Source organism: Streptomyces niger (assembly GCF_000718305.1).
Classification (GTDB): domain Bacteria; phylum Actinomycetota; class Actinomycetes; order Streptomycetales; family Streptomycetaceae; genus Streptomyces; species Streptomyces niger.
Map to the genome: position 1 here is coordinate 54,316 of NZ_JOFQ01000017.1, position 12,248 is coordinate 66,563.

Genomic DNA, 12,248 nt, shown 5'->3' on the forward strand with positions numbered 1-12,248 from the left:
CCCGCACTCCGCACGAGGTGACCTGCCATGGCTCAGGGGCCCGACGACCGGGACCGCACCGCTGCCCACGTCCCCGCCGCACCGGACTACCACGCGCTGTTCGACGCGGCCCCCTCGCCGTACCTGGTCCTCGACCCCGGACTGCGCATCGTCGAGGTCAACCGGGCGTACCTGGCCGCCACCGCCACCGAACGCCGGTCCCTCATCGGCCGGCCGATCCTCGAAGTTCTCCCCGACGACCCGGCCCACCCGGCAGCGGACGGCGTCCGCAACCTGGCCCGCTCCCTGCGCACCGTGCTGGCGACCGGCCGGCCCGACACGATGGCCACGCAGCGGTACGACATCCCGGCCGGCCCCGGCGGCGCCTTCGTGGAGCGGTACTGGTCGCCGGTCAACACCCCCGTCCTGGACGCCGCCGGCACGCTCACGCACATCATCCACCGGGTCGAGGACGTCACCGAGTCCGTGCGGGTGCGCCGTGCCGGGCGGCGCCGGCGGCGGCGGGCGGCCGCCGAACCGCGGCAGTGCGCCGACCGGATGGACGGCGAACTCTTCGCCCGCAGCCGTGCGGTGCGGGCGGCGAACCAGCGGCTGCGGCAGGCCAACGAGGCGCTGACCACCGCCGGGGCCGCGCTGCGCGAGCAGCAGGAGGCCAAGAACCGGTTCCTCGCCGCCCTCTCGCACGAACTGCGCAACCCGCTGGCCGCCCTCCAGGCCGCCGGCGAGCTGCTCTGCGTGGACGGTCCGCCCGCGCGCGAGGCGCTGGCCGCCCTGCAGCGGCAGATCACGCACACGGCGCGGATGACCGACGACCTGCTGGACGCGACCAGGGCGCTGACCGGCCGGCTGAACCTGGCGCGCGAGCGGCTCGACCTGCGTTCCGTGGTCACCACCGCGGCCGAGGACATGCTGCCCGAGTTCTCCCGGACGCGGCGCAGGCTGTTGGTGGTGATGCCGTCCGGCCCCGTGCCCGTCGAAGGGGACCGGGCCCGGCTCGCGCAGCTGACGGCCGATCTGCTCAACAACGGCCGCAAGTACACCGGGCCCAACGGCAGGGTGGAGCTCGAACTGGAGACGGTGGCCGGCTCCGCTGCGACGGACTCCGGCCATGCGGTGCTGACCGTGCGCGACGACGGGATCGGCTTCGACCCGGCCGTCGCCGACACCCTCTTCGGCGCCTTCGTCCGCGCCGCTCCGCCCTCGGACACCACGGCCGGCGGGCTCGGCCTGCCCGTCGTCCGCGGCCTCGTCGAGCTGCACGGCGGCACCGTACGGGCACACAGCGACGGCCCCGACAGCGGCGCGTGCTTCCGCATCCGCCTGCCGCTGGCCTCCCCCGCTCCCCCGCCGCAGCGCCCGCCCGACGAGCGGATCACGGCGCTCCACCACCCGTCGCTGCGCATCCTGGTGATCGAGGGCAACGCCGACCTGGCCGCCGGCCACCGCGCCCTGCTGGAGCGCGGCGGCCACCGGGTGACGGTGCGTCACACGGGCGTGGCAGGGCTGGCCGCCGCCCGCGCCGCCCCCTTCGACCTGGTACTGAGCGACCTGGCGCTGCCCGATGTGCACGGCCACGACATGGCCCGCCGGCTGCGGGAGTCCCTGCCGGCCGACCGTACGCGGCTGATCGCCGTCTCCGGATTCAGCCAACAGGCCGACCGCGACCGGTCGCCCCGGGCCGGTTTCGACGCGCACCTGGCCACGCCGTTGAGCCTGACCGCCCTCGACCGCCTGCTTTCCGACTGGGCCGGCGATCCGTCCCCGTGGCCGCAGGACGCGCCCGAGTCGCCGACGCCGTGAGGGTTCTTCTCGCCTCGACGGGCGCGGTTCAGCGTGCCGCGTCGTCCGGGGCGAACAGGTCGTCCTGAGCCGCGTCCTTGGCCGCGAGCACGGCACCGCGCAACACGGCACCGCCGCCGACGGTGCTCGCCCGTACCTCGGTGCACAGCGGTGACATGCCGGCCGCCCGGGCCGCCACTCTCGTGGCGAGCGCCGCACCGCCCGCCCGGCCGATCTCGCCGCCGAGCACGACGCAGCCGGGGTCGAGCACGGCGGTCACCGCCGCCACACCCACGGCGATCCGCCGCGCCAACGCGTCGAGGAAGTCCGCCCCGGCGGCCCCGGCGGCCACCGCGGCCCGGACGACGCGCTCGGCGGCGGGCGCGTCGTCGTCGGCACCGGACCCCGCCTCGTACCCGGCTGCGGCGGGGCCGTCGGATGCGGCAGCGAAGCCGTACTCCCCGGCCAGTTCGACGATCGCCCCGGAGGCGGCCAGCGAGTGGAAGCCGCCGTCGCAGCCGGTGGCGCTGGGCAGGGCCGGCGTACCGGGCACGGGCAGGAAGCCGATCTCGCCGGTGCCACCGGAGGCACCGCGGCGCAGCCGGCCGTCCAGCACGACCGCGGCCCCCACCCCGTGCCCCAGCCACAGCAGGACGAAGGTGTCCCGGTCCCGGGCCGCGCCGTCCCGCCGTTCGGCGATGGCGGCGAGGTTGACCTCGTTCTCCAGGAGCAGCGGTGCGCCGAGCCGGTCGCGCAACCCCGCGACCAGCGCGCCGTGCCACGAGGGCAGCGTTCCGGTGCCGGTCAGCCGGCCGGTGGCGGGATCGACGAGGCCGGGCGCACCGACCGCGACGGTGTGCGGCCGGACCCCGCCCGCACGCGCCAGCGCCCGGTCCAGCGCGGCGTACGCCCGCGCCACCGCCTCCTCGGGCAGGGCGTCCTCGGCGACCGGCACGGATTCCTGCGCGCGGACGGTGCCGAGCAGGTCGGCGACGGCGACGGTGACACCGTGCGTGCGGACGTCGATCCCGGCGAGGTGGGCGCGGCCGGCGACGATGCCGTAGAGCCGGGCGTTGGGGCCGCGGCGGTCGGCGCCCGCCTCGCCGACGACCTCGATCAGCCCGGCGGCGCCCAGCCGGTCCACGAGATCGGCCACCGTAGGCCGCGACAGTCCGGTCCGCTCCTTGAGCTGATGGGCCGTCAACGGCCCGTCCGCTTCGAGGAGCTGGAGCGCGAGACGGTCGTTGATGGCCCGCGCGGTGCGCGGCGACGCCGTACGGGACCGGGCCCGGGGGGCGGCACGTGCGGGCGTACGGCCGGGTCGCGCGGTGGTGTCAGGCATGGCGGAATCCTTCCAGACCGTGCGCACCGCCTTGTTCGGAGGTTGACAGCGATACGGAGGCTGACAGTGATGCGGCGGCTGGCCAGTTATTCGGAAGCTAATAGGAAGGGACCCTGATAGTTTCCTCGTCATGCCAGCCAACGGTGGTTCCCCCACGGCCGCACCGCCCCGCCAACTGCGCCGCGCACGCTGGTCGGTGGCGCTTGTCTTTCTCGTGCACGGCGCGGTGACCGGCAACTTCGCCACCCGCGTTCCCTGGATTCAGGAGCACACCGGGGTCAGCACGGGGCAGCTCGGGATCGCGCTCGCCTTTCCCGCGATCGGCGCGTCCCTGGCGATGCCGCTGGCGGGCCGGATCAGCCACCGCTTCGGCGCCCGTGCGGCGCTGCGCGGCCTCCTGGCCCTCTGGACGCTCTCGCTGATCCTTCCGGCGGTCGCCCCGAACCTCCTCACGCTGTGCGGCGCCCTGCTCGTCTACGGAGCCACCGCCGGGATGTCCGACGTGGCGATGAACGCGCTGGGCGTCGAGGTCGAGCAGCGCCTCGACAAACCGATCATGTCGGGGCTGCACGGCATGTGGAGCGTGGGCTCGCTGCTCGGTTCGGCGGCCGGTACCGTCGCCGCGCACGCCGAGACCGACGCCCGGCTGCACCTCGCGCTCGCGGCGGGCGTGCTGACCGTGCTCGGCACGGTCTCCTGCCAGGGCGTACTGGACCTGCGCAGCGCCCCGGACGAGCACCCGCCGCCGCGGTTCGCGCTGCCGCCGAAGTCGGCGCTGATCATCGGTGCCGTGGGGTTCTGCGCGGTGTTCGCCGAGGGGGCGAGCCTGGACTGGTCGGCGGTGTACCTGCGGGACGTGCTGGGCACGTCGGCCGGGCTCGCTGCGGCCTCGACGACCGCGTTCACCTGCATGATGGCGGCGGCCCGGCTGGCCGGCGACCACGTGGTGGCCCGGTTCGGCCCGGTGCGCACGGTGCGCGCGAGCGGCCTGCTGGCCACGGCGGGCGGGCTGCTGATCGTGACGGCGCGGCACCCGGCCATGGCGGTGGCGGGCTTCGCGCTGATCGGCCTGGGCATCGCGGTGGTCGTGCCGCTGGCGTTCGCCGCGGCGGGGCGCAGCGGCCCGGCACCGAGCCAGGCCATCGCGGGCGTCGCGACGATCACCTACACCTCGGGCCTGATCGCGCCCTCCGCGATCGGTTCGATCGCCCAGGCCACCTCGCTCACCGGCTCCTTCCTCCTGGTCACGGCGCTGGCCGCGGGCCTGGTGCTGGCCGCGGGCGTCCTCCGCGTACCGGAGCGCCGCGCCTCGGTCAGCTCCGCCACCTTCGATCTCAAGGGTTCGTGACGGCCGCCCGAGGCCGGGGCGAGGCCGGGGCGAGGCCGGGGGCGGGCCAACCGAGGCCGGGGCGGGCCGACCGAGGCCGGGGCGGGGGTCGGGGCGGGGCCGGGCCCCGCGGCCGCGGTCAGCTCGCGTCGGGCAGCGCCTCCGGGCGGGCCAGCTTGCGGGCGATCGCACGGGCCTCGTCGGTCCAGGGCGTGGGGCGCAGGGTCTGCGCGTCGACGCGGACCAGGATGCGGTGGCCCTGCGCGTACGTGGTAGCGCCGTCCGCCGAGCAGATCCGGAAACCGTAGGTGAGGCTGGTCCGGCCCAGCTTCTCGACCCACAGGTGGGCGGCGAAGGTGCCGGGGCGGGTGATCGGCGCTTCGTAGGAGACGCGCATCTCCTTGATGACGTTGGCCATGTCGCCCGCGGTCGCCCAGTCGCCGGTGAACCCGAAGCCGTAGGAGTGCCAGTACGCGCCCCAGGCGCGCTCGACGAGCAGCGGGTAGCGCGAGTTGTGGAGCATGCCCAGCGCGTCGAGGTCGTCGAAGTGAACCGTCACGGGGACCAGCTCGCCGTACGGGAGGGTCTCGGCGGTATACGGGGCGGGGGCGCTCACGGTCGTACTCCTGATGCTGCGGTGCGGTCGGACGGGATCGAACGGGGTCGGTCACGCCCGAGCCGATACGGCGGGACATGGCCGGCACGCTCGGGACCGAGGCGACGAGGCATGGCCGGGTGCTCGGGACCGAGGCGTACAGAGGCGTTCAAAAGTTGAACCATCTCATCGTAAGCATGCGCTTAGACTGCTGCGGCGCCGGGCCGCGTGACCGAGACCATGCGCGCTCAATCCGCCCATAGCCGGAGGAAGCGGACCTGGCCCGCACTAACATTGGCCGGTCACCGCCGGTCGGTGGCCTCACGACGACTTGACGAGAACGGGAGCTTCCATGGGCCTCGGCGTGCGCTGGACCCTCCACGGAGACGGGCGCACCCCCGCGCCGGGAGCCGTGGTCAGACCCGACGAGCGACTGTCCTGGCCGCGCACCGCGGGCCTCGGCGCGCAGCACGTCGTGGCGATGTTCGGCGCATCGTTCGTGGCCCCGGTCCTCATGGGCCTGGACCCGAACCTCGCCATCATGATGTCCGGCGTCGCGACGATGATCTTCCTGCTCGCGACCCGCGGCCGGGTGCCTTCCTACCTCGGGTGCAGCCTCTCCTTCGTGGGCGTCGCGGCCGTCATCCGGGCCCAGGGCGGTACGAGCGCCACCGTGACCGGCGCGGTGCTCGTGGTCGGCGCGGTGCTGTTCGCCATCGGGCTGGCCGTGCAGCGGTTCGGCGCGCGGATCATCCACGCGGCCATGCCGCCGGTCGTCACCGGCGCGGTCGTCATGCTCATCGGCTTCAACCTCGCCCCCGTGACCGCGAGCACCTACTTCCCGCAGGACCAGTGGGTGGCGCTGCTGACCATGCTGTTCACCGGGCTGGCCGTGGTCTGCCTGCGCGGCTTCTGGTCCCGCATCGCGATCTTCCTCGGGCTGGTCTTCGGGTACCTCGTCTCCTGGCTCTTCGACCTGGTCTTCGGGATGATCCACTCCCAGAACGGCGCCGGAAAGGTCACCGACCACTGGCGGCTGGACTTCTCCGCCGTCGCCAAGGCCGACTGGGTGGGCCTGCCGTCCTTCCACGGGCCGAGCTTCCAGTGGTCGGCCGTGCTGGTCGCGCTGCCGGTCGTGATCGCGCTGGTCGCCGAGAACGCCGGGCACGTGAAGGCCGTCGGCGAGATGACCGGTGATCCGCTGGACGACAAGCTCGGCACCGCGATCTCCGCCGACGGCGCCGCCTCCGTGCTCTCCACCGCGCTCGGCGGTCCGCCGAACACCACGTACTCCGAGAACATCGGCGTCATGGCGGCCACCCGCGTCTACTCCACCGCCGCCTACTGGGCCGCCGCCTGCTTCGCCCTCCTCTTCGGCCTCTGCCCGAAGTTCGGTGCGGTGGTCGCCGCGGTCCCGGGCGGGGTGCTCGGCGGCATCACGGTCATCCTGTACGGCATGATCGGCCTGCTCGGCGCGCAGATCTGGGTCCACAACAAGGTCGATCTGCGCAATCCGCTGAACCTCGTGCCGGTCGCGGCAGGCGTCATCATCGGCGTCGGCGGCGTCAGCCTGAAGATCTCCGACAACTTCGAGCTGGGCGGCATCGCCCTCGGCACGATCGTCGTCCTCTCCGGCTACCACGTCCTGCGCGCACTGGCCCCGGCCCATCTCAAGACCCAGCAGCCTCTCCTGGACGAGGGCACGTCGGCATACGACGAGGAATCGGCGGAGTCGGCGGAGTCGGCGGAGTCGGCGGGGTCGGCGGGGTCGGCGGAGAAGTAGCCGCTGGGCGCGGCGGGGCTCAGCCGCGCAGCGGCGTCAGCAGTATGCGGCCGGCCAGGCCGACGCCCGCGTCGAGCCGCTGCACGAATTCCTCCGCCACCTCCGGCAGCCCGCGCAGGCTCCACAGCGCGCGGGCCGCCGTCCACGCACCGTCCCGGGCGGCCTCCAGGCTCCACGCACCGGCCAGGTGGGTCAGCGGGTCGGCGATGTCCAACAGGTCGGGCCCCGGCATCAGCCGCTCCCGCACCCGTTCCTCCAGGCCGGTGAGCACCTGCCCCACCCGGTCGAAGTCCGCCTCCAGCGCGGCCGGTTCGCACCCCAGCGCCCGGCAGGTGTCCACCAGGGCGAGCGCCAGGTCGTGCCCGATGTGGGCGTTGATCCCGGCCAGCGCGAACTGCAGCGGCTTGACGCCGGGATGGCAGCGCAGCTGGAACAGCGGGCGCCAGCACGCCGGTGGCCGGAGCCCGGCAGTGACGGCGTCCACCGCGCCCAGATACCGCAGCGCGAACCGTACGTCCAGCTCGGCGGCCGCGCCCGCGTCCCGGAAGCCGCCCGCCCCGATCTGCCGCCCGACCTCCTCGGTGGCCTGCAGGTACACCCGGTTGAAGACCGCGACGCCGTCGCGCGGCGGCAGCGTCGCGTCCAGCGTGCGCATCCGTGCCAGGACCCGTGCCACGCCCACCGTCGCGCCTGTCGGCTGCATCGTCGTCATGCCGATCAGCTCGGCTGCATCGTCGTCATGCCGATCAGCGTGGCAGGGGCGGGCGGGCGGCAGGGACGGCGCGGTGGGGGTGTGACCGGATCGGACCAAAGCCATGCCCGGAACCTCACCGGCAGTGCACGCCGGTGCCGCGCGCCATTGCGCCCCCGGCGGCCGGAACTCCTGCGCGTACGGCGGACGTTGATCGCACGTAACCCGCCGGCGAACCGGATCCGAAGGAGCACGGTATGACTGTCCGACTCGGACTGAGCCTCCCGCAGATGCGCCAGTACGACCTCGGCCGCGACGTGCCGGACGTGGCGCGCGCCGCGGAGCAGACCGGTTACGACAGCCTCTGGGTCTTCGAGCGCGTGCTCTTCCCCGAGCCCGCGACCCAGGGGCTGTACGGCATACCGGGTCTGCCCTGGCCCGATCAGTACCGCTCGGTGGCCGATCCGCTGGTGACACTGACGCTGGCGGCGGCGGCCACGGAGCGGGCCCGGCTGGGCACGAGCGTGCTCGTCGCCCCGCTGCACGTGCCGTTCCAGCTCGCCCGCAGCCTTGCCTCGCTGGACGCGGCGAGCGGCGGCCGGGTGGTCGCCGGGCTCGGCACGGGCTGGTCCCTGGACGAGTACGCGGCGGCCGCGGTGGCTCCGTTCGAGAAGCGCGGCAAGGTGCTGGACGAGCTGCTGGACGTGTGCCGCGCGGTGTGGGGCCCGGACCCGGTGGCGTACGAGGGCGAGCTGACCACGATCGCGCCGTCCGAGGTCGGCCCCAAGCCGGCCCGGCCGATCCCGGTGCTGCTGCCGGCCAACAGCCCGCGGGCGCAGCGGCGGCTGGTGGACCGCGCCGACGGCTGGATGCCGGCGGCGATGGGCGCCGACAAGCTGGCCGAGCAGTGGCGGCAGCTGCAGGAGCTGGCCGCCGAGCGCGGCCGCACGGCCCCGTTCGACAACGTGGTGCGGGTGAACACCCAGCACACGGCGAAGGCGTACGAAGGCCAGGACCGCGCCCCGTTCCAGGGCAGCGTCGCGCAGATCGTGGCGGACCTGGCGGCCCATGCCGAGGTGGGTGTCGGGGAGATCCTGCTCGACCTCCAGGGCCGGTGCCGGGATGCGGAGGAGCTGAAGGACCTGGCGGCGGAGGTGTACGAAGCGGCGCGCGCGGCCGGGATATGACGGCGGTCCGGGAGCTCGCACCGGCTCCCGGACCGCGGTGGACCAGCGGCTGACGACCGCCGGGGCTCCCCCTCCGAACCCCGGCGAGCGCGGGCCGCCGCCCCGGATCAGTCCTCCGGCAGCTCGATCGGGGCGATCTCGTCGTACACGTCGCCCGGGCCCGGGTTGGTGGCGTCCGTGCCGCCGCCGAGGTGGTGCATCACGCCCCACACGGCGTTCAGCGCGGTCTGCACGGCGCCCTCGGCCCAGCCAGCGGTCCAGGAGATGTCGTCACCGGCGAGGAAGATGCCGCGCTTGTCCTCGGGAAGGAGGTCCTGCATGAAGTGCGTGAACAGACGGCGCTGGTAGCGGTAGTGGCCCGGCAGGTTGGCCTTGAACGCGCCCATGAAGTAGGGCTCGTTCTCCCAGGACACGGTCACCGGGTTGCCGATGATGTGCTTCCGGATGTCGACCTTCGGATAGATCTCCGAGAGCGACTTGAGCATGACCTCCATGCGCTCGTTGGCGTTCAGCGGCAGCCACTTCAGGCTGTCGTCGCACCAGGTGTAGGAGAGGCAGATGACCGCCGGCTCGTCCGGGCCGTTGTCGAGGAGGTAGGTGCCACGGGTCATCCGGTCCGTCAGCGTCATCGACATGACGTCGCGGCCGGTCGGGTTCCCGTTGTCGTCGACGGCCTTGTCCAGCCAGAACGGCCGGTCGACGGGCACGAACAGCTTGGAGGACTCCATGTAGTGGGTGCGCTCCATCGCCGTCCAGTGGTCGATGGGGAACAGTGCGTCGTCGCACTCGATCTTTGACAACAGCATCCAGGACTGCGCGGTGAAGACCGCCGCCCGGAAGGTGCGGATGTCGCCGGAGGCGTCGGTGACGGTGATCCGGTTGCCGGCCGTGCGGTGCAGCCGGGTGACGGCCGGGCGGGGCGTGCCGTCGTGCAGCGAGGAGAGGGACGTGCCCTGGGCCCAGTGCACGATCTTCGCGGGCTCGCGCTCCCACAGGCGCAGCGGGAGCTGCTGGCTGCCGCCGACGATGCCGCGGTGGTGGTCGTCGGCCTCGGTGTAGACGACGCGGAGGATCTCCAGGATGGAGTTGGGGAAGTCGGTGTCCCAGCCGCCGGTGCCGAAGCCGACCTGGCCGAAGATCTCCCGGTGCCGGAAGGACTTGAAGGAGCTGGAGTCGCAGAGGAAGCCGTAGAAGGTCTGGTTGTCGAGCTTCTCGACGAGCTTGCCCCAGATCTCGCGGATGCGCGGGACGTCGCGCTCACGGAGGGCCCGGTTCATGTCGGAGAAGTCGGCGCCCTCCTCCAGGCAGGCGTTCCAGGCCTCGGCCACCTGACGGTAGACCTCGGGCAGGTCGTCGACGGTCTCGGCGTAGTGCGACTCGCCCTTGAGGTCGACGACGGTGGAGGGCGTCTCGGGCGCGAGCGGGTTCGGGAACGGCTTGGTCTCCAGCCCCACCAGGTCGATGTAGTGCTGCAGCGCCGTGGAGGACGGCGGGAAGCGCATGGCGCCCATCTCGGCGGTGAGCGAGGGGTCGCAGCCCTCGAAGCCGACGGTGCGCAGCCGGCCGCCGATCTGATCGGCCTCGTAGACGACGGGCTTGAGGCCCATCTTCATCAGCTCGTAGGCGGTGACGATGCCGGAGAGGCCGCCGCCGATGACCGCGACCTCGGTGCCGTGCTCGGTCGCGGGTATCTGGCCCAGGCCCGCGGGGTGGGCGAGGAAGTCGTCGTACGCGAAGGGGAAGTCCGGTCCGAACATGGTGATCGGCGGCAGGGGGCGCCCCCGGCCGTCGGCCGGTGGAGCGTCGGTGTGCTGGACAGCGGTGGGCACCGTGGACGTCATGAGGGCGGGGCTCCTTGGAAAACCATGCGGGAAGGGAGGAAACGGGCAGGCGAGAGCCGCACCGGGGCGGCCGGGGCCGGACGGCCGGGAGGCGGGCGGGGCGGGCTCAGCCCAGGGAGCCGTACAGCTCCGGGCGGCGGTCCGACAGGTAGGTGTTGGCCTCGCGGGAGGCCGCGAGGAAGCCGGGGTCGACGTCACCGAGGACCATCTCCTCGCCGCGCCCGGCGCGGGCCCGTACGACCCCGTCGGGCCCGGCCAGGGTGGAGAGCCCGACGAACTCGAACTCGCCCTCGGGGCCGGTGCGGTTGACGTACGCGACGTAGAGCTGGCTCTCGAAGGCGCGGACCGGGATCATCGCTTCGGCGACGAACTGGTACGGGTGCATCTGCGCGGTGGGCACCACGAGGAAGTCGGTGCCGGCCAGGGCGTGGGCCCGGACGTTCTCCGGGAACTCCACGTCGTAGCAGATCAGGAGGCCGATCCGGACGCCGGCCAGCTCGGCCTGGACGACGGGCTCGTCGCCGGGGGTGAACATCTCCTGCTCGAAGCAGCCGAAGAGGTGGGTCTTGCGGTAGTTCGCGAGGCGCGTGCCGTCCGGGCCGATCAGCTGCACGGAGTTGTGCACCTCCGTGCCGGCGCGCTCCGGGTAGCCGTAGGCGACGGCGATGCCGTGCTCGGCGGCGATCCGCGCGATCTCGTCGGCGCTCTCGCCGTCGGCGGGCTCGGCGAGCTCGCGTACGCCGGAGCCGATGGCGTAACCGGTCAGGTACAGCTCCGGGCAGGCCAGCAGCCCGGCGCCGGCAGCGGCCGCGTCCTCGGCGGCCCGGGCCAGCGCCTTGAGGTTGTACGCCACGTCGCCGGGCCGTCCCGAACTCTGGAGCAGGGCGGTGCGCAGCGCAGACATGGGACCCCTCGGATGGTGCGTACGGCAGCTACGTGCCGTACGGGTGTGCGGAAGACGTCGCCCGGGAGGCGCCCCGCCGAAGGGGCGCGCTGCCGGAGGACCGGAAGACGTCTAGACGGTACGGTCCGCGGAGCAAGTGGTACAAGGCTGCACCATTGCGCTCCACGTACCGATTCGTTGCGCCTTTCGAGCCGCTTTCGGCGATTCGTTGCGCTCCCGCGCGCGTCCGTACGCCCGACAGGGGGCAGGTCCGCACGCCCGAGGCCCGAGGGGGGTCAGGTCTGTACGCCCGAGGGGGCAGGTCCGTACGCCCGAGGGGGTCGGGGCGGGGGTGTCAGACGGGGGAGCCGGAGGAGAAGCGCCGCAGGAGCGGCGAGAGCACCAGGACGGACTTGGTCCGCTCGACGAAGTGCTCGCCCGCGATGCGTTCCAGGACCCGCTCGAAGTGGCGCATGTCGGAGGCGAAGACCTGAACGAGGGCGTCCGCCTCACCGGTCACGGTGGAGGCGGACGCCACTTCGGGATAGCGCGCGAGGCCGCGGTGGATGGCCTCGGGCGAGGTGTTGCGACGGCAGTACAGCTCGACGAAGCCCTCGGTCTCCCAGCCGAGCACCGCCGGGTCCACCCGTACGGTGAACCCGGTGATGGCTCCCTCGGTCCGCAGCCGGTCCACCCGGCGTTTGACGGCCGGTGCGGAGAGCCCGACCTCCTGTCCGATGTCGGCGTAGGAGCGGCGGGCGTCTTCCGCGAGGGCGTGGACGATGCGTTCGTCGAGGTCGTTCAGTCGCACGAGGGGTTG

The 12,248-nt window shown here is 73.3% G+C and carries 10 protein-coding genes; 4 read left to right on the top strand and 6 right to left on the bottom strand.

Annotated features, from left to right (window positions below):
* The first annotated feature begins 27 nt into the window (after positions 1-27).
* A complete protein-coding gene (locus tag IF20_RS27700; RefSeq protein ID WP_052868088.1) occupies positions 28-1,800 on the top strand; it encodes a hybrid sensor histidine kinase/response regulator in 1,773 nt (590 codons plus the stop codon).
* A gap of 28 nt (positions 1,801-1,828) precedes the next feature.
* Here the strand turns inward: IF20_RS27700 and IF20_RS27705 are convergent, their stop codons facing one another.
* Complete coding sequence (locus IF20_RS27705; protein ID WP_110944609.1) at positions 1,829-3,121, bottom strand: ROK family transcriptional regulator; 1,293 nt, start codon at positions 3,119-3,121, stop codon at positions 1,829-1,831.
* A 130-nt stretch (positions 3,122-3,251) separates the two neighbouring features.
* Here IF20_RS27705 and IF20_RS27710 point away from each other — a divergent pair, with 130 nt between their 5' ends.
* Entirely contained in the window at positions 3,252-4,469 is a 1,218-nt protein-coding gene (locus IF20_RS27710) for an MFS transporter (RefSeq protein WP_052868089.1), read from the top strand.
* Between the two features lie 118 nt (positions 4,470-4,587).
* On the opposite strand, the gene IF20_RS27715 is transcribed toward IF20_RS27710, so the two are convergent.
* The gene (locus tag IF20_RS27715) at positions 4,588-5,064 is read right to left on the bottom strand and encodes an acyl-CoA thioesterase (RefSeq protein ID WP_052868090.1); all 477 of its coding nucleotides are present in this window, start codon (positions 5,062-5,064) and stop codon (positions 4,588-4,590) included.
* Positions 5,065-5,395: 331 nt separating this feature from the next.
* Between IF20_RS27715 and IF20_RS27720 the strand changes: the two genes are divergently transcribed.
* Positions 5,396-6,826 carry a uracil-xanthine permease family protein gene (locus tag IF20_RS27720; protein ID WP_052868091.1) on the top strand — a complete coding sequence of 477 codons (1,431 nt, stop codon included), beginning with the start codon at positions 5,396-5,398 and terminating at the stop codon, positions 6,824-6,826.
* Positions 6,827-6,845: 19 nt separating this feature from the next.
* Here the strand turns inward: IF20_RS27720 and IF20_RS27725 are convergent, their stop codons facing one another.
* Positions 6,846-7,529, bottom strand: coding sequence for a DUF5995 family protein (locus IF20_RS27725; protein ID WP_052868232.1), 684 nt, complete (start codon positions 7,527-7,529; stop codon positions 6,846-6,848).
* A 245-nt stretch (positions 7,530-7,774) separates the two neighbouring features.
* Here IF20_RS27725 and IF20_RS27730 point away from each other — a divergent pair, with 245 nt between their 5' ends.
* A complete protein-coding gene (locus tag IF20_RS27730) occupies positions 7,775-8,704 on the top strand; it encodes an LLM class F420-dependent oxidoreductase (protein WP_052868092.1) in 930 nt (309 codons plus the stop codon).
* A 107-nt stretch (positions 8,705-8,811) separates the two neighbouring features.
* Here IF20_RS27730 and IF20_RS27735 read toward each other — a convergent pair whose 3' ends face one another.
* The 3 genes from IF20_RS27735 to IF20_RS27745 form a co-directional block, all read right to left on the bottom strand.
* Positions 8,812-10,545, bottom strand: a complete 1,734-nt coding sequence (locus IF20_RS27735; protein WP_052868093.1) for a flavin monoamine oxidase family protein — start codon at positions 10,543-10,545, stop codon at positions 8,812-8,814.
* A gap of 106 nt (positions 10,546-10,651) precedes the next feature.
* Complete coding sequence (locus IF20_RS27740; protein WP_052868094.1) at positions 10,652-11,449, bottom strand: carbon-nitrogen hydrolase family protein; 798 nt, start codon at positions 11,447-11,449, stop codon at positions 10,652-10,654.
* A gap of 334 nt (positions 11,450-11,783) precedes the next feature.
* Entirely contained in the window at positions 11,784-12,239 is a 456-nt protein-coding gene (locus tag IF20_RS27745; protein WP_052868095.1) for an Lrp/AsnC family transcriptional regulator, read from the bottom strand.
* Between the last annotated feature and the right edge of the window lie 9 nt (positions 12,240-12,248).

Excerpts from the sequence above, each read along its gene's own strand:
- IF20_RS27700 (WP_052868088.1), top strand. The coding sequence starts at position 28 with ATGGCTCAGGGGCCCGACGACCGGGACCGCACCGCTGCCCACGTCCCC.
- IF20_RS27705 (WP_110944609.1), bottom strand. The coding sequence starts at position 3,121 with ATGCCTGACACCACCGCGCGACCCGGCCGTACGCCCGCACGTGCCGCC.
- IF20_RS27710 (WP_052868089.1), top strand. The coding sequence starts at position 3,252 with ATGCCAGCCAACGGTGGTTCCCCCACGGCCGCACCGCCCCGCCAACTG.
- IF20_RS27720 (WP_052868091.1), top strand. The coding sequence starts at position 5,396 with ATGGGCCTCGGCGTGCGCTGGACCCTCCACGGAGACGGGCGCACCCCC.
- IF20_RS27725 (WP_052868232.1), bottom strand. The coding sequence starts at position 7,529 with ATGCAGCCGACAGGCGCGACGGTGGGCGTGGCACGGGTCCTGGCACGG.
- IF20_RS27730 (WP_052868092.1), top strand. The coding sequence starts at position 7,775 with ATGACTGTCCGACTCGGACTGAGCCTCCCGCAGATGCGCCAGTACGAC.
- IF20_RS27735 (WP_052868093.1), bottom strand. The coding sequence starts at position 10,545 with ATGACGTCCACGGTGCCCACCGCTGTCCAGCACACCGACGCTCCACCG.
- IF20_RS27740 (WP_052868094.1), bottom strand. The coding sequence starts at position 11,449 with ATGTCTGCGCTGCGCACCGCCCTGCTCCAGAGTTCGGGACGGCCCGGC.